Genomic DNA, 15,756 nt, shown 5'->3' on the forward strand with positions numbered 1-15,756 from the left:
ACCCTTTTTAGATTTTATTTGGGCTTAGCCCATTTTAAGTAAGAGACACTCTATGTATTTAAGAAATTTTATGCGTTACGCATTGCTGTGCGGATGCTATATGACTGTGACAAATATTTATGCGACAGAACAAGCGCATAACCATCAAGAAAATGACCAAGCTGAACATGCTAATGAAGTCAGTTTAACTGAGCAGCAACAGCAACTCGCTAATATTAAGGTTGAGCGCCTTGTACTGAAAAAACACAAGCAAACCTTGTATGCACCGGGCGAAATTAAAGCCAATGGCTATGCCAGTTATGTGGTGTCACCGCGTGTAGATTCTATCGTTGTAAAGCGCCATGCCTTATTAGGGCAGCATGTAAATAAGGGAGACTCTTTAGTCACTTTATTTAGTGGCGAAGTAGCCAGCCAGCAAACTGAATTTAGATTAGCAGAAGCCGAGTGGCAACGCGTTACTAAAATGACCCCGGGCACAGTCAGCGAAAAGCAAATCTTAACTGCCAAAGCTGAGTATGAAGTGGCTTATAGCCGGTTAGTTGCCTTTGGTTTATCAAAACAAGCTATTGCACAAACACTCACCATAAGCCCAGAAAAACTCGGTGAATATACATTGTTTGCACAAACATCGGGAGCTGTTTTAACCGATAACTTTGCTCAAGGTCAGCGAGTTGATTCGGGGATTGAGCTAATGCTAATAGCCGATGAATCTGCACTTTGGGTTGCTGCTCAGCTTTCAGCTAATCAAGACCGTACTATCAGTAATGGCTCTACGGCGCTGTTGGAAGTTAACGGCAATCGTTATCAAGCAAGGGTTATTCAAGAAGCACATACCATTGATAAACAAACACGCTCACGAACCGTTAGGCTCGAAGTAAAAAACACCCAGCATAGTTTGCACCCAGGCATGTTTGCGGATGTGTATTTTCATTTTGAAACAGACCACGAGTTACTTGCCGTACCAGAAAATGCATTAACACGCAGTGCAGATGGTGACTGGCAATTATTTGTCGTTGATGATGATGGCGGCTTTGCTGCCCAAGAAGTAACCCTTGGCAGAAGTTTTGGTGATTATCGCGAAGTGTTAGGTATTAAAGCCGGGCTTGAAGTTGTCACCCAAGGTGCTTTTTTTATTGCATCACAGCTAGCTAAAGGCGGATTTGATCCGCATAACCACTAGAGGTGACGCATGTTTAATTTATTAATTGAGGCGGTGATAAAGAACTGTTTACTGGTGGTATTGGCCTTACTTGCAGCGATTGCAGTGAGTGCATTTATGATCCCAAAACTTAATTTAGATGCCTTTCCTGATGTGACAAATGTGCAAGTGGCGGTGAATACCGAAGCACCAGGGCTTGCGGCTGAAGAAGTAGAGCAACTGATCACCTACCCGATAGAAGCGGTTATGTATGCGCTGCCCGATGTAGAGCAGGTACGCTCTGTTTCTAAAACAGGGTTATCTGGTGTCACTGTGGTGTTTAAAGAAGGTGTTGATATTTACTTTGCTAGGCAGCTGGTTTTTGAGCGTTTGCAGTCTGCTAAAGAGTTGATCCCAGCTGGTGTGGGTATGCCAACCATGGGCCCGAATACATCAGGGCTTGGACAAGTCTATCAGTATTTACTTGAAGCAAAGCCAGATGCCAACATAGATAGCATGGCACTGCGTAGCTTAAATGATTGGGTGGTTAAATTACTTATATTACCCATTGATGGTGTGACCGATATTCTGTCATTTGGCGGTGAGGTTAAGCAGTATCAAGTGAACATAAACCCCAATAAGTTACTTGCTTATGACCTAACACAGCAAGATGTTAGTGACGCTCTAGATGCTAACAACAGTAATGTGGGTGGCTGGTATATGAATCGTGGCCAAGAGCAGCTTGTTATTCGTGGTACAGGTTGGTTTACCCCAGGCGAAAAAGGGCTTGCCGAGATTGCGCAAACGCCTATCAAAACCATTGATGGTACGGTCGTTAAAGTGGCCGATGTTGCGAATGTTGAGCTTGGCAGTGAAATTCGCCAAGGCGCTGTCACTTTGTCTAAACGCGATGAACAAGGCGAAATAGTCAATCGTGGTGAAGTGGTGACTGGTATCGTGCTGAAAAGAATGGGGGCAAATACCAAGCAAACGATTGATGGCATTAACGCGCGTATCGAGATGATAAATCAAGCACTGCCAAAAGGGGTTGAATTTACAGCCATTTACGACCAAGCAGAGCTTATAAGCAAAGCGGTACAAACGGTTATTGATGCACTGCTTTTAGCTTTTGTGTTTATTATCATTGTATTAGCGCTATTTTTGTTAGATTTAAGAGCAACATTTTTGGTGTTACTGTCAATCCCTATCTCGATTGGCTTAGCACTGAGTGTAATGGCATGGCTTGGGTTATCAGCAAACTTAATGTCGTTGGGTGGGATTGCTGTTGCCATTGGTATGCTGGTAGATGGCTCAGTTGTGATGGTTGAGAATGTATTTAGGCACTTAGGGCTTAAGCATAATCAACATAAGCCTTCTTCGCAGCTGGTGGCTATTGCTGCAAAAGAAGTCGCACGGCCTATCTTCTTTGCCTCTTTGATTATTCTAACGGTATTTTTACCGCTGTTTAGCTTTGAAGGCGTTGAGGCGAAGTTATTTCAGCCAATGGCTGTAAGCATTATGTTGGCGATTATTAGCGCTGTTATCGTTGCCTTGGTTGTGGTGCCAGCTCTGTGCGTGTACTTATTTGCTAAAGGCGTGACAGTAAAGCAAAGTATTTTGTTAAAACCTATCGATATGCTTTATCAACGGGCTTTACAAAAAGCGTTGCAGGCTAAACGTAGCGTTTTATCTATAGCAGGGTTATTGTTAATTGTAGCGGCCGTTATACTACCTAGGCTGGGTACTGAATTTGTGCCAGAGCTTGAAGAAGGCACTATTAACCTACGTGTGACACTTGCTCCATCAGCAAGTCTCGATATGGCAATCTTAGTTGCACCAAAGCTTGAAGCCATGTTGCTTGAATTTAGTGAAGTAGAATATGCGCTTAGCCGAATCGGTCGAGCAGAAGTAGGGGGCGATCCTGAACCGGTTAACAACATTGAAATCTATTTAGGCTTAAAACCTCATGAGCAATGGGTAAACGCGAAAACGCGTGTCGAATTACAGCAACTAATGGAAGCCAAGCTTGAGCAATTTCCGGGGCTTTTGTTTAACTTTTCACAGCCTATAGCAACCCGAGTAGATGAGCTTTTATCCGGTGTTAAAGCGCAATTGGCAATAAAATTATTTGGTAGTGACCTAGGCGTTTTAACTGAAAAAGGCCAACAAATTGAGCAGCTAGTTCAGCAAATACCGGGCGCTAAAGATGTTGCTATGGAGCAAATAGGCGGCGAAGCGCAGCTGATAGTTAAACCTAACCGTTTGGCATTGTCGCGCTTTGGCTTATCGGTGGCTGATTTAATGGATGTAGTTCAGCACGGTATTGGTGGGCAATCTGCAGGGCAAATCATTAATGCCAATGAGCGCTATGATATTTATGTGCGTATAGCAAAAAGCTTTCGCCAAAACCCAAATGTGATTGCTGATCTTAGATTGCAAACCCCCACGGGTGCCATTGTAAGGGTGGGGGATGTAGCTGATGTACAAATTGAGTCTGGCGCTGCGCAAGTTCGTCGCGATGATGTTCAAAGGCGGGTGGTTATTCAAGCGAATGTGCAGGGGCGAGATATGGGATCTGTAGTTGCCGATATACGCGCTACCATTGCCGATAAAATGCAGCTACCAAGTGGTTACAGTGTGGCGATTGGCGGGCAGTTCGAAAACCAACAGCGGGCACAGCAGCGGCTGATGATAGTTGTGCCTGTAGCCTTGTTACTCATTGCGTTATTGCTTTATTTTGCTTTTAGTAACCTATCGCAAGTGGTGCTTATTCTTGTCAATGTTCCCTTGGCTGTGATTGGTGGGGTGATTGCATTGTATGTCTCTGGGCAATACTTATCTGTACCCAGTTCAGTAGGGTTTATCACACTATTTGGTGTTGCTGTATTGAATGGTGTAGTGATGGTCGAAAGTATTAATCAAAGGATTAGTGCAGGAGATAGCAAAGATAAAGCAGTATTTGAAGGCGCTGTTTCAAGGCTAAGACCCGTACTCATGACCGCGCTTACTTCAATGCTTGGGCTAATTCCAATGCTCCTTAGCACAGGAATAGGGGCCGAAATACAAAAGCCACTTGCTACGGTTATTGTTGGCGGCTTGGTCAGTGCAACCTTCTTAACTTTATTTGTACTTCCGGTACTTTATAAGTCGATGAGTAAATAAAGCATAATGGGGCTAACTTTTAGTAGCCCCTTTTTAATGACGTGTATTTCTGTAAAGGGCGTTTACACCATGCTAAAGCCCTTATAAACTGGGCGTTACAATAATGATGTAAAAAAGGAATACAGAGTGAGTAACGCAATTACAATTCGTCCGGCAGTCGCAAGTGATGCTGCAACAATCCTACATTTTATTACCGAACTTGCTATTTACGAAAAAGAACCCGACGCAGTTAAAACAGACGAGCAAGCTATTTTAAAAACGTTATTCAGTGAAGGCGCAACGGCGCATAGTGTTATTTGTTTAGAGGGCGACACACCAATTGGTTTTGCTGTGTATTTTTATAATTACTCAACCTGGCTTGGTAAAAATGGTTTGTATTTAGAAGATCTTTACGTCAGTGCAGATAGCCGTGGTAAAGGTGCTGGTAAGCAAATTATGAAATATCTCGCTAAGCAAGCACTCGAAAAAGACTGTGGTCGTTTTGAGTGGGTGGTACTTGATTGGAATAAACCAGCCATTGATTTTTACGACAGCATTGGTGCTAAACCGCAAAACGAATGGATTATTTACCGCCTAACAGGCCAAGAGCTTATCGACTTTGCACATCAATAAGTAATGTTGTTATAGCTTAAAACTAACAAATAGCAATATAAATAAAAATCATTTGCATTTGGTCTTTTCTGTGTGTAGTTTAAATACACATAGAATGATTGGTATAAGTGCAGGTGATTTTTATGACTCAAACAACACGCCACACACCGTTAACTTCGCACGCCATTGATGACGCGCTTGCCCCTTGGCAAAGTGCAATTTATCAAGGCAACTTAGCATTTGAATCTGGCGAGCTTATTACTGCGCGTGATCATTACACTGTTGCCAGCAGCTGCGCTGAAACACTACTCGCGCAATTTTCTAATATTCCAATCAACCAGTCGGTAACTCGCTCGTTAGAGCATTGTATTGCAGCATTTGTTGTTGCCACTTTGAATCTTGCCGACACCTTTAAAGTCATGCAAAAACCCGATAAAGCCTGCACCTGGCTTTGTCATGCTCATCAACGATTAAGCGTGCTATTAAATCACCCTGAGCAGCAGGTTCGCACCTTGGTGCTGCACCATCATCACAAAACCTATTATGAGCTGGTAAAGTTTGCCAGCATGGCATCGGCATTTCCGACACTCATTAACCGAATCAATCAGCTATTAGCTGACCATCCCCACAAAACGCAGTTATTACATTAACGATAAGGAATCAGTATGCCTTTTACATTACCCGATTTAGCGTATGACTATGATGCACTTGAACCGCACATTGATGCGAAAACCATGGAAATTCATCACACTTTGCATCATCAAACCTATATCAATAAAGCGAATGCTGCACTAGAGGGCAGCCATTACTCTGAGCAAGATGCTGAAACATTACTACGCACTATTTCTTCAATGCCTGAGTCTTTACAAAAAGCAGTACAAGAGCATGTGGGTGGCCATCATAATCACTCATTATTTTGGCAAGTTATGTCTCCTAATGGCGGCGGTACGCCAAGTGAAGAGTTAAACACCGCCATTGTTGATACGTTTGGTAGCTTTGACGCATTTAAAGAGCAATTTACGAATGCAGCGGTAAGCCGCTTTGGCAGTGGCTGGGCGTGGTTATGTGTTGATGAAAATAACCAGTTGGTCGTTGAAAGTAGCCTCAATCAAGATAGCCCACTAATGAATAATCAAACGCCTATTTTAGGGCTTGATGTGTGGGAGCATGCGTATTACTTGAAGTATCAAAATCGTCGTCCTGAATATATTGCGGCATTTTACGAAGTGATCAATTGGCCGGAAGTTGAGCGCCGATATTTAGCCGCAATTAAATAGCTGTTTAAATAGTTAAGGTCCGAAACTGGCTAGTCAAAAAATAATATTCAGTTAAGCTAACGGTATTAGCGTGTAACGAGAACAATTATGACTAGCCAACAATGGCAAACAGCAAGGCAAAGCCGCGACCCACGCTTTGATGGGGTGTTTTTTGTGGCGGTAAAAAGCACTGGCATTTATTGCCGACCCATTTGCCCTGCACCAACGGCACAAGAAAAGAACGTTGAATACTACCAATACGCGCACTTGGCTGCGCAAGATGGTTTTCGACCCTGCATTCGCTGCCGCCCAGATAGTGCACCGAATAGCCCAGCTTGGCTAGGTACTAAAACAACCGCATTACGTGCCAAACAACTGATTGATAAAGGAGAGGCCTACGACTGTGAGGTTTTAGCAGACAGGCTAGGGGTGTCGAGTCGCTATTTACGCCGTTTGTTTAACCAACATTTTGGACTCTCGATCACTCAATATCGATTATTTAACCAATGCAATTTTGCCAAGCAGCTACTACAAGAAACAGATTTGTCTGTGGCAGATATCGCATTTGCTTCTGGTTTTAATAGTATTCGCCGTTTTAACGATGCTTTTTTAAAGCAGTTAAATATTGCCCCTTCAAAGTTGCGTAAGTCTGATAAAAAACCAGCCTCAACATTAACTCTAACACTGGCATTTAGGCCGCCTTATAACTGGCAAGCACTCCATGACTTTTTGCAGCGCCGTTTAATTAGTGGCCTAGAATGGTTGAGCGCAACGAGCTATGGTCGCACTTTTAAAGACAAATATTGCCAAGGGCAATTCACAGCGCATTTTGTTGAGCATAAAAACCATTTTAAAGTAGCAATTGATATTGATAACACCCGCTATTTACAGCAAGTGATCCATAACATTCGCCGTGTGCTTGATTTAGACGCTGACACGCACACTATTGAACAACATTTACATGCAGAGCTTAAAGGCGCGATGCCACTGTGTGTTGGGCTGCGTTTGCCGGGAATTTGGTCAGACTATGAAGCGGGCATACGTGCGGTACTTGGTCAGCAAGTGAGTGTTACAGCGGCTCACAATCTCGTTAAACAGCTTGTAAGTGAGTTTAATCAGCAAAGTAATAACCACTATTTTCCAAGCCCTGAATGGGTTGCCAATTCTGAACTCGATTTTTTTAAAATGCCACAATCACGCAAAGATGCGCTAAGGCGTTTAAGTGCTTATTGTCAGCAAAACCCAGATAATCAAGAGCTTGATAATTGGCTTGAGCTCAAAGGTATTGGCCCGTGGACAGTTAATTACGCCAAGCTACGCGGTCAAAGCCACCCCGATATTTTACTGGCGGGCGACTTAGGGGTTAAAAAAGCCCTCGCTGGAATAAGCGAATTTAATAGTGAGCACTGCGCGCCATTTCGCTCTTATTTAACTTTTCAACTATGGCAACAATTATGAGTATGCAACAAGTTATTATGCCAAGTCCCATTGGTGATATTACTATTCAAAGTACATCAAAAGGCGTCAGTTACGTTGGCTTTTACCCGGAGGTTGCGATGCAAACAGAGGTTGTTGATGAACACACTCTTACACCTATTTTAATTTGTATAAGTGAGCTTAATGAATATTTTAACGGTGAGCGTACACGTTTTACTGTTCCCCTTGATACCCAAGGTACTCACTTTCAAAGGCAAGTGTGGCGTGCGCTGATGGATGTTGAGTTTGGTCAAAGCAAAAGCTACCAAGATATTGCACTTGCGATTAATAACCCAAAAGCGGTGCGTGCAGTAGGCGCTGCAAATGGAAAAAACCCGATTAGCATTATTGTGCCGTGCCATCGAATTATTGGCGCAAACGGTAAACTCACAGGCTATGCGGGTGGCCTTGAAAGAAAAGAGTGGTTACTGAAACACGAAGGCTTGTTATAAAACAGCAATTTTACTGGGACAACGATTGAGGTAATAAGAGTAAGGTAATAGATGATGTTGTCGCGCGATTAGGGTAGCATATTGCGACTTTAAAATTTGGGCAACATCATGGCACAGCTGTACTTTTATTATTCTGCAATGAATGCAGGCAAATCTACCACACTTTTACAATCTGCATTTAACTACCGCGAACGTGGTATGGAACCTGTTATTTTAACAGCGGCTATTGATGATAGAGCAGGTGTTGGCAAGGTGTCTTCACGTATTGGTTTACAGGCTGATGCGCATATTTTTGACGCAGATAAAGATGTATTTGAGCTAATCAAATCATTAAATGCAGAGCAAAAGCGCCATTGTATTTTAGTTGATGAGTGTCAGTTTTTATCAAAAGACCAAGTAATGCAATTAACAGATGTGGTTGATGAGCTTGGTATTCCGGTGCTGTGTTATGGCTTACGTAATGATTTTAGAGGTGAGCTATTTAGTGGTTCACAATACCTACTTGCCTGGGCAGACAAACTAATTGAGTTAAAAACAGTGTGTCATTGCGGTCGTAAAGCTAACCATGTACTGCGTACTGATGAGCATGGCAATGCGATTGCAGACGGTAATCAGGTAGAAATTGGCGGCAACGACCGATATGTATCGGTGTGCCGCAAACATTATAAAGAAGCGTTAAATCTCGGCCGCTAATGCTGAGATAAAGCTATCAATATCTTGCTTAGTGACGCCTAAATGGGTCACTAATCGCAGTGGTTTACCCGGTGAAAACAGCATGTTTTGCTCTTTTAACGCATGTGCCACTGCTTTTAAGTCGATATGTTCGGCAACATTTGCGTAAACAATGTTGGTATCGATTTGAAAAGTTGACGTATCAAAACCAGCTAACGTGTTTAACTGTTCAGCTAAATACGCCGCGTTATCGTGATCCTCAGCAAGCCTTGCTACGTGATGCTCAAGTGCATACTGGCCAGCGGCTGCAAGCATACCCGCTTGGCGCATACCACCACCAAGTACTTTACGCCAGCGGCGCGCTTTATCAATCAGTGCTTTGCTACCTAATAATAGTGAGCCAACCGGCGCGCCGAGTCCTTTTGATAAGCAAATAGATACTGAATCAAAATACTGGGTGATCTCAGTGATATCAACACCTAACTTAACCGCAGCGTTATACACGCGGGCACCGTCTAAGTGCAGAGCAAGGTTATGTTTATCAACACACTCTCTAGCTTGTTTAAGATAGCTTAGCGGGAGAACTTTGCCGCCAATGGTGTTTTCTAAGCTAAGTAGTTTGGTTTTAGCAAAGTGAAAGTCATCAGCTTTAATTGCAGCCACAACTTTGTTTAAATCTAGGCTGCCATCGGCATTATTTTCAATTGGTTGTGGTTGAATAGAACCTAATACAGCAGCACCGCCACCCTCAAATTTGTAGTTATGCGCTTGTTGACCACAAATATATTCGTCGCCACGCTCACAATGTGCCATCAATGCAAGTAAATTGGCTTGCGTGCCTGAGCTACAATAAAGAGCACTTTCGAAGCCATGACGCTCAATAGCATATTGTTCAAGCTGATTAACGCTTGGGTCGTCACCATAAACATCGTCGCCTACAGGGGCGTCATTCATGACCGCGCGCATAGCTGCTGTTGGTTTTGTAACTGTGTCTGAACGAAAGTCGATCATCTTATTATCCTTATACTAGTTCGTTAAGAATGGCTTCGCGGTCAGCTTGGTCAAAATAGCTCCAAGCAATAAAGCGACTAATTTTTTGGCCTTGTGCCATTTTTATAACTTTTACTTCTTTCACATCAAGTGTGCTAAGCAACTTTTTTACATGCGGTAAAGTGTCAGACTTAGAAACAAGCGATGTAAACCAGATACATTGCTCTGCAAACTCTTGGCTCTCAATGCACATTTTGCTGATAAACTCGCGCTCACCGCCTTCACACCAAAGCTCGTTTTGGCGGCCACCAAAATTAAGCGCTTTTTGTGGCGCTTTGTTCAGGTTTTTCCATTTACGCTCAGTACCTGCTTTGGCATGTTGCTCGCTGGCATGGAACGGTGGGTTGCATAAAGTTAGGTGAAAAACATCTTTATTCGATATCACGCCCGTAAACATTTTATTGGCGTTGTTTTGCTGCCTAATATTAATTTTCAGGCGGTTGAATTGCACAATTTGTTTAGCAATTTTAACAGACAAGGCATCAATATCTGAACCCGTGAAGTGCCAGCCATACTCGTGATTACCAGTAAGCGGGTAAATCACATTTGCACCCGTGCCTACATCAAGCACTTTTACTTGCTTACCCGTCGGAATATGACCTTGGTTATCGTTTGCTAATAAATCGGCCAAGTGATGAATGTAATCCACTCTTCCAGGAACCGGTGGGCAAAGGTAGTTGTCGGGCAAATCCCAAAAATCGATTTTATAATGGCTTTTTAATAACGCTTGGTTGAGGGTTTTAACCGCTAATGCGTTGGTGAAATCAATGGTATCAGTACCCGCTGGCGTTTGCGTTATATAAGGTGTTAGGGCAGGAGTATCTTTGCATAGCAAAGTAAAGTCGTAGCCATTTAAGTGGCGATTTCGCGGATGCATTGAGGAAAACCTATCTGTTAGCCATATCAAAGACAGATTGTACCAAATAAATCTTTGCTCTGAGTTAGTTTGCGGTGGATATTTTTGCTTAGTAGCATTAATACATAGTAAGCAAAAATAAGTTGAAAACTGATCGAGTGGATTTGCTTAAAGTATGGGCTACTTGAGGTTAAGCGCGAAAGAACGGGCATATTGGCCATGATACAAGCAACTAAAATTAGTGTTTAAAAAAATTTTGACACAAATTGGGTCACATTGGGTACTACCATAAGACATTTAAAGCTGATAAATTCGTAAGTGATTCAATCAAGGAAAAATAATAAAAATCATGGTTAAAAAGATACTTAAAGGAATTAGTATAACATTTTTAGTGTTAATTAGCTTATTTGTACTTTTAGCAATTTGGACTGCGGATAAATCCTCTGCTTACAAAGAAACTGCTATTCCTTACCTAAATTCAGCAATTATAGATATCTCTCAATGGGACCCTCAGACTCTCAAAAACTATATGACACCATCATCAATTGAAAATGCCACAGATGAAGATATTTCTAAAATCATGCGTGCATTCTCAAAGTTGGGCGAATTAAAAGAACTAGGTGAATTTGAATTTATAAATGTTAGCTCTAAAGCTGTTACCGGAGGTGGTTCTGGTACTTATGTTACTTATTTAATTCCAGCTTCATACACTAATGGAGACGCAAAAATAACCGTCACGTTAAAAGAAGAAGGTGAGTCATTCTCTATTTATAACTTCAATTTAAATTCGATGGCGCTTATTGATTAAGTTTTATCAAAAATAGCGCGCAACTGGTTGTATTTAAATAGTTTATTTTCAAAGGGATGTTTATGTCTAAAATTAAAAAAATAGTGATAGCTGTAGTAATTGTGCTAAGCCTTGGCGCAATTGCTAAACAATACAATGAGCACAATCACACAGAGATGGCAATTAAAGAGTGTGGCAATAAAGACAACATCGCTAAAGTCGACTCTAAAGGTTTTGAGTGTAAAGACTAATAGAGATTAGTAAAACAAATAGTACACCTGAAATTATCATACTTGGTTTAAACAGCACCCTAACCATTCAACAATAAAATAATCATGTAGGGCTTTTTATAACTTAAAGGAAAAAGAATTGAAAAAAGAACAAAGCAAGGAAAGTGGTATCTTATATGCTGTATTTACAACCGTTTTATTGTACTTCCTTTTTAAAATTACGTTAATTTTTTCTATGCAGTTAAATTGGCATTCAACCTGTCTAAGCTCACTTTGGGGTAATGCCAACTCTGTAGTGACACCTTTTTTAGGGTTTTCAATTGTCGCTGTATTAAGTTGTATCTGGTTTTTTTATTGCGCCATAAAATACAAACAAAAAGCAGGTAAAGCGGTATATCTTTTATTAGGCGTAGGAGCTGTGTTCTATTATTTTTGGTTTAGAGGCTTTTACGGTTTTTGGCAGCTAATGAGCTACGAACAAAAAGAAATAACAGTACAAGAGTTTTATGAAAAAACAGGTGGTACAGATAGACTCACTTCGATGTTTGGTAACCGCCTCAGGCATCATGAACTGTGTAAGTCACCACATGACTAGATGAATCAAAATGCAGATGAGACGTTTTGTGTGGTACCAATATCAGTTGCTGTAAAAATACACAGCATAGTTATTTCGCTCTTATATTCAAGAAAATGAGCAACGAGCGCATTTTCTTTTTCTGAAACCCTTTAGGATTAATTAAAAATACGAGTTGCCGATGCCTTAAGTTATTTGTTACTAATAGATTTATTAAATACATGAGCGTGACATTGGCAGAAAGATTCGTGACGCGCGCACTATTGAATTGTTAGGTAGCTAGATGGAATTTCAGAGTTGGCCAACACCTTTTGAAAATGGCAGTTTGTGGTTAGTCGATTTGTCATGGGGTACCAAAGAGTGGACTTTAGAGAAATCGAATGGTGTAAAGTACCTGATTAAAGGCGACGCAAAACACGAAAACCATGAACTTGTTGCTCGTGTATTTCACGAAGAATCACAAACTATATACGAGCTATTATTTGAATCTGTAAATGGCTTTCGTTGTATTGATGAGCATGGGTTGACTGAAGTTTGGAGCGAAAAACGACCAAAGTTCAATACTTTTAAAATAAGAGGTCACGGCTGGCACAAAGAAAGTCCGCTCACCTTCTTTATAGGAAATGATGGTGAATGGTCTCACTTAATAGTTACTTCTGACGAATGTTTAGAGGTTGTTTGTCGAGAAAGCCCTATTGTAAAAGTGATTGGTAAAGCAGAGGTTTTCGCTACCTAACAAAGCCATAAAACAATGGACGCAAAACAGCAGGCTTGTGCTCCTTCGTCGCCAATTTTAGCCTGCTATTTTGTGCCGTTTATTACGGCGTTAGGTTAAAAAGTTGAATGGCACTACCTAAAAAAGGAATTAGAAAAATTGAGTATGAAGGGCATACATACGGTTGGTTAATTCGTTCAAAGCCAACTTACACTCAGGGGGCATTTCAAAGCCCAATGACCATAGGTATTCAAGAATTGGACTGTGAAATGCCCAAGGTTTTATATGTTACTCTGAATATTGATCGGCCAGATAATTGGCTATCTAGTCATCAAACTCAAATAACCCCAAATATCATTCGTAATATTATTAAAGGGGCTATCGAAGAAGGTCGGGTGTTTAATGAGGGTGGGGCGGCATATGAGTATGAATTTGGTGTAATAAAAAATGCGTAGCCAGTCACCTAACAAGTTTAACAGCCACTGCGTCGCTAGACAGACTAAACGCAGCTTCGCGGCAGGCTGCCGGTTATAAAGGCTTTGGCAGAAATCAAATCAACAAAGGAGAAATAATATGGGTGCATGGGGAATGGGAGTGTTTGATGATGATACTTCTTGTGACTTACTTTATGAAGCTATGGAAACAGACGCTCTCAGCTTTATCAAAAAAGCACAAAACCATAAAGATGCGGAGTATCTGGAATACGATGAATGCCACGAAGTTATTGTTGCTGCTTCTATAATGGACTACATATTAAACGGTACAAAATATAATCATAATACCGAAGGCTATGACGAATGGCTATCAAAGCAAGGAAAAGAAGGAATTGAAGGAATTGAAAATTTAAAGTCTGTTATTTCTGAAGGCCTGCGGAGAGTTTTATCAGGAGAGTCAGAACTAAATGAGTTGTGGCTAGAAAATGAAGAAGATTACCCTGCATGTAAGGGGAATATAGAAAGTATATTGTCAAACTTAAACGGCTAATAAATTGCTGCACCTGACACATACTGCTACGCTCGTTTTGTTTGTGTCTGTCGGTGGCGCTCTTTTTTACACAAAGCCGCTCTCTCTAATATGTGCAGGTGAGCAAGGGAGTAGAAGCCTATGAAGTTTAGAGTTCGAGAAGAAGACACACATTTCTATTTAAATAAAAGGAAAAATGGTGAATATGAACTAATGCTTCATACTGGCCCGCGTTTAGGTGAAAGTATATGTTTTTCGAAAGAGCGTTTAACTCAATTTAAAAAGTTGCTTAAAAACAGGGAATATTCATCAAAAACATAAAATTTTTAGGCATTCAATTACTGTCCAAAAGCAAACTTCGCTTGTTATTGAATCAAGTAGAAATATTGAGTTGTTTAACTCACTAATTGTAGATGAAAATTACTCTGTTAATATTTACGAAAATGACTTAGAGCAGTTCATAAACAGGTTTGAAGAATGCGGTTTCTAACATGGCAATTATGTGTGGGACGTCTAAAGCTTAGCTGGCGCTCCTTCGTCGCTAATTTTAGCCAAGCTTAATCCGCCCATTATGCGGGCGTTGGTATTACTTGAAATATGGATGTATCTGAAAAACTACAGCAATTAAATGCTGATCCTAAAAAGCAAAAGCAGATAAAAAAATACTTGTTAGCTTGCTGTCAAAAGTTGGTGAAATATCGCAGGAGCGGCAACCTTGAGAAAGGTATTATGTTAGCTAAGCAATATAATTCAGGGTTCATATCATGGAAGAAGTTTCATGATATTGAGTATGTTTTAGAAGGCGAGGCTTTTCGAATTGATTTTTATACCAATGACCCATACTTTGGCGGGTTAAGAGTTGATTTAAATGACCTTGCAGACCTAAAGATGGTGCGAGTAAGTAAAGCTTTGAAAGCTAAAAAGGCTAATGAATACCTTGTTGAATTAACTTACTTTGTAAATACAGTTTTTAGTTATTGTTCTCACCCAAATAACAGCTTACCGTCTGACAAAGAGTCAAAGTTTCTTTGTCCGCTGTTGTTTAAAAGGTATTTTAGCTAACACCATGTAATACATAACAAAGTAATTAAACAAAGGACACAAAACAGCAGGCTTGTGCTCCTTCGTCGCTAAGTTTAGCCTGCTATTTTGTGCCGTTTATTACGGCGTTATGTACTTGGAGAAAAATATGGATTTTCTCGTAGGTGTAGACCTTCAGGATTCATTAGTTTTGGGTTGGCACTACAATGATCAAACTCTTGAAATTGAACTAGAGTTTAGCATTTGGCCTGAGTCTAAATATTATGAAGCTCCAAAAATAGGTGAGCATACTTGCTATCGTTTGGGGTCTCTTCTTTTTGAGGGTGTCTTGAGTATTAATGGGCTCTTGAATCAAAATGATATACAACCGACCATAGACCTTGATGTTTCAAGAGACTACGGAAACATCGACTACTTTGAAAAGAACCAATCATATTTCAAGGTTGCAGGTGGCTTTGGGAACATAGAATTTGAAAGCTCAGGTGTTCATTTTAAACTACGTACATAACAAACTGTTTAAGAGGGATTCGCAACGCTTGGCATTTTTACTATGCGTTGGTCTTAGTGATTAAGGTGGAATGCAGCGGCTTCGGTATTGCGTTGCTCATCCCTTAACAGGGCGTTATATTTTCAGAGGTAGTCCGTTGGAAACTGAATTAAGCATTGAGGGAAGTGTTACTGAATCTAAATCAAGAAAAGAGCTCATTCCTCTATGGATTAAAATATTTGGGTGGCTTTTCTTGGTACTTGGCGTTGTTGCTCCAATTTTATATGTGGCTTCTGCTATTTTCGA

General features: G+C 40.9%; 19 protein-coding genes. 17 read left to right on the top strand and 2 right to left on the bottom strand.

Annotated features, from left to right (window positions below; translation table 11 throughout):
• The first annotated feature begins 100 nt into the window (after positions 1 to 100).
• The 8 genes from NFU46_RS11555 (at position 101) to NFU46_RS11590 (ending at position 8,768) form a co-directional block, all read left to right on the top strand.
• A complete protein-coding gene (locus tag NFU46_RS11555) occupies positions 101 to 1,180 on the top strand; it encodes an efflux RND transporter periplasmic adaptor subunit (RefSeq protein ID WP_251601964.1) in 1,080 nt (359 codons plus the stop codon).
• A 9-nt stretch (positions 1,181 to 1,189) separates the two neighbouring features.
• Positions 1,190 to 4,300, top strand: a complete 3,111-nt coding sequence (locus tag NFU46_RS11560) for an efflux RND transporter permease subunit (protein WP_251601966.1) — start codon at positions 1,190 to 1,192, stop codon at positions 4,298 to 4,300.
• A 126-nt stretch (positions 4,301 to 4,426) separates the two neighbouring features.
• The gene (locus NFU46_RS11565) at positions 4,427 to 4,912 is read left to right on the top strand and encodes a GNAT family N-acetyltransferase (RefSeq protein WP_251601968.1); all 486 of its coding nucleotides are present in this window, start codon (positions 4,427 to 4,429) and stop codon (positions 4,910 to 4,912) included.
• Positions 4,913 to 5,034: 122 nt separating this feature from the next.
• Positions 5,035 to 5,541, top strand: coding sequence for a hypothetical protein (locus NFU46_RS11570; protein ID WP_251601970.1), 507 nt, complete (start codon positions 5,035 to 5,037; stop codon positions 5,539 to 5,541).
• A gap of 15 nt (positions 5,542 to 5,556) precedes the next feature.
• On the top strand, positions 5,557 to 6,168 hold the full coding sequence (locus NFU46_RS11575) for a superoxide dismutase (RefSeq protein WP_251601972.1): 612 nt from the start codon (positions 5,557 to 5,559) through the stop codon (positions 6,166 to 6,168).
• An 87-nt stretch (positions 6,169 to 6,255) separates the two neighbouring features.
• On the top strand, positions 6,256 to 7,605 hold the full coding sequence (locus NFU46_RS11580) for a DNA-3-methyladenine glycosylase 2 family protein (protein ID WP_251601974.1): 1,350 nt from the start codon (positions 6,256 to 6,258) through the stop codon (positions 7,603 to 7,605).
• A 2-nt stretch (positions 7,606 to 7,607) separates the two neighbouring features.
• The gene (locus tag NFU46_RS11585) at positions 7,608 to 8,075 is read left to right on the top strand and encodes a methylated-DNA--[protein]-cysteine S-methyltransferase (protein ID WP_251602018.1); all 468 of its coding nucleotides are present in this window, start codon (positions 7,608 to 7,610) and stop codon (positions 8,073 to 8,075) included.
• Positions 8,076 to 8,183: 108 nt separating this feature from the next.
• Complete coding sequence (locus NFU46_RS11590) at positions 8,184 to 8,768, top strand: thymidine kinase (protein WP_062565567.1); 585 nt, start codon at positions 8,184 to 8,186, stop codon at positions 8,766 to 8,768.
• On the opposite strand, the gene ltaE is transcribed toward NFU46_RS11590, so the two are convergent.
• Complete coding sequence (gene ltaE, locus NFU46_RS11595) at positions 8,751 to 9,758, bottom strand: low-specificity L-threonine aldolase (RefSeq protein ID WP_251601976.1); 1,008 nt, start codon at positions 9,756 to 9,758, stop codon at positions 8,751 to 8,753. The two genes, NFU46_RS11590 and ltaE, sit on opposite strands and share 18 nt — an antisense overlap.
• A 10-nt stretch (positions 9,759 to 9,768) precedes the next feature.
• Entirely contained in the window at positions 9,769 to 10,674 is a 906-nt protein-coding gene (rlmF, locus tag NFU46_RS11600; RefSeq protein ID WP_251601978.1) for a 23S rRNA (adenine(1618)-N(6))-methyltransferase RlmF, read from the bottom strand.
• A 328-nt stretch (positions 10,675 to 11,002) separates the two neighbouring features.
• On the opposite strand from rlmF, the gene NFU46_RS11605 reads away from it, so the two are divergent.
• From NFU46_RS11605 to NFU46_RS11645, 9 genes are all read left to right on the top strand, one after another.
• On the top strand, positions 11,003 to 11,461 hold the full coding sequence (locus NFU46_RS11605; protein WP_251601980.1) for a hypothetical protein: 459 nt from the start codon (positions 11,003 to 11,005) through the stop codon (positions 11,459 to 11,461).
• Between the two features lie 62 nt (positions 11,462 to 11,523).
• Positions 11,524 to 11,691, top strand: coding sequence for a hypothetical protein (locus tag NFU46_RS11610; RefSeq protein ID WP_165385119.1), 168 nt, complete (start codon positions 11,524 to 11,526; stop codon positions 11,689 to 11,691).
• A 118-nt stretch (positions 11,692 to 11,809) separates the two neighbouring features.
• A complete protein-coding gene (locus NFU46_RS11615; RefSeq protein ID WP_251601982.1) occupies positions 11,810 to 12,265 on the top strand; it encodes a hypothetical protein in 456 nt (151 codons plus the stop codon).
• Between the two features lie 262 nt (positions 12,266 to 12,527).
• A complete protein-coding gene (locus tag NFU46_RS11620) occupies positions 12,528 to 12,980 on the top strand; it encodes a hypothetical protein (protein ID WP_251601984.1) in 453 nt (150 codons plus the stop codon).
• A gap of 107 nt (positions 12,981 to 13,087) precedes the next feature.
• Positions 13,088 to 13,414: a hypothetical protein gene (locus tag NFU46_RS11625; RefSeq protein WP_251601986.1), complete on the top strand. Its 327-nt coding sequence runs from the start codon at positions 13,088 to 13,090 to the stop codon at positions 13,412 to 13,414.
• Between the two features lie 118 nt (positions 13,415 to 13,532).
• Positions 13,533 to 13,943, top strand: a complete 411-nt coding sequence (locus tag NFU46_RS11630; RefSeq protein ID WP_251601988.1) for a DUF4259 domain-containing protein — start codon at positions 13,533 to 13,535, stop codon at positions 13,941 to 13,943.
• A gap of 120 nt (positions 13,944 to 14,063) precedes the next feature.
• Complete coding sequence (locus tag NFU46_RS11635; RefSeq protein WP_251601990.1) at positions 14,064 to 14,243, top strand: hypothetical protein; 180 nt, start codon at positions 14,064 to 14,066, stop codon at positions 14,241 to 14,243.
• A gap of 276 nt (positions 14,244 to 14,519) precedes the next feature.
• Positions 14,520 to 14,984 carry a hypothetical protein gene (locus NFU46_RS11640; RefSeq protein WP_251601992.1) on the top strand — a complete coding sequence of 155 codons (465 nt, stop codon included), beginning with the start codon at positions 14,520 to 14,522 and terminating at the stop codon, positions 14,982 to 14,984.
• A 127-nt stretch (positions 14,985 to 15,111) separates the two neighbouring features.
• The gene (locus NFU46_RS11645) at positions 15,112 to 15,471 is read left to right on the top strand and encodes a hypothetical protein (RefSeq protein WP_251601994.1); all 360 of its coding nucleotides are present in this window, start codon (positions 15,112 to 15,114) and stop codon (positions 15,469 to 15,471) included.
• The last annotated feature ends 285 nt before the right edge of the window (positions 15,472 to 15,756 follow it).

This window comes from Pseudoalteromonas sp. NCCP-2140 (genome assembly GCF_023708065.1).
GTDB lineage: Bacteria > Pseudomonadota > Gammaproteobacteria > Enterobacterales > Alteromonadaceae > Pseudoalteromonas.

Coding starts and splice junctions, on each gene's coding strand:
- NFU46_RS11555 (WP_251601964.1), top strand. CDS start 101: ATGACTGTGACAAATATTTATGCGACAGAACAAGCGCATAACCATCAA.
- NFU46_RS11560 (WP_251601966.1), top strand. CDS start 1,190: ATGTTTAATTTATTAATTGAGGCGGTGATAAAGAACTGTTTACTGGTG.
- NFU46_RS11570 (WP_251601970.1), top strand. CDS start 5,035: ATGACTCAAACAACACGCCACACACCGTTAACTTCGCACGCCATTGAT.
- NFU46_RS11575 (WP_251601972.1), top strand. CDS start 5,557: ATGCCTTTTACATTACCCGATTTAGCGTATGACTATGATGCACTTGAA.
- NFU46_RS11580 (WP_251601974.1), top strand. CDS start 6,256: ATGACTAGCCAACAATGGCAAACAGCAAGGCAAAGCCGCGACCCACGC.
- NFU46_RS11585 (WP_251602018.1), top strand. CDS start 7,608: ATGCAACAAGTTATTATGCCAAGTCCCATTGGTGATATTACTATTCAA.
- NFU46_RS11590 (WP_062565567.1), top strand. CDS start 8,184: ATGGCACAGCTGTACTTTTATTATTCTGCAATGAATGCAGGCAAATCT.
- ltaE (WP_251601976.1), bottom strand. CDS start 9,758: ATGATCGACTTTCGTTCAGACACAGTTACAAAACCAACAGCAGCTATG.
- rlmF (WP_251601978.1), bottom strand. CDS start 10,674: ATGCATCCGCGAAATCGCCACTTAAATGGCTACGACTTTACTTTGCTA.
- NFU46_RS11605 (WP_251601980.1), top strand. CDS start 11,003: ATGGTTAAAAAGATACTTAAAGGAATTAGTATAACATTTTTAGTGTTA.
- NFU46_RS11610 (WP_165385119.1), top strand. CDS start 11,524: ATGTCTAAAATTAAAAAAATAGTGATAGCTGTAGTAATTGTGCTAAGC.
- NFU46_RS11620 (WP_251601984.1), top strand. CDS start 12,528: ATGGAATTTCAGAGTTGGCCAACACCTTTTGAAAATGGCAGTTTGTGG.
- NFU46_RS11625 (WP_251601986.1), top strand. CDS start 13,088: ATGGCACTACCTAAAAAAGGAATTAGAAAAATTGAGTATGAAGGGCAT.
- NFU46_RS11630 (WP_251601988.1), top strand. CDS start 13,533: ATGGGTGCATGGGGAATGGGAGTGTTTGATGATGATACTTCTTGTGAC.
- NFU46_RS11635 (WP_251601990.1), top strand. CDS start 14,064: ATGAAGTTTAGAGTTCGAGAAGAAGACACACATTTCTATTTAAATAAA.
- NFU46_RS11640 (WP_251601992.1), top strand. CDS start 14,520: ATGGATGTATCTGAAAAACTACAGCAATTAAATGCTGATCCTAAAAAG.
- NFU46_RS11645 (WP_251601994.1), top strand. CDS start 15,112: ATGGATTTTCTCGTAGGTGTAGACCTTCAGGATTCATTAGTTTTGGGT.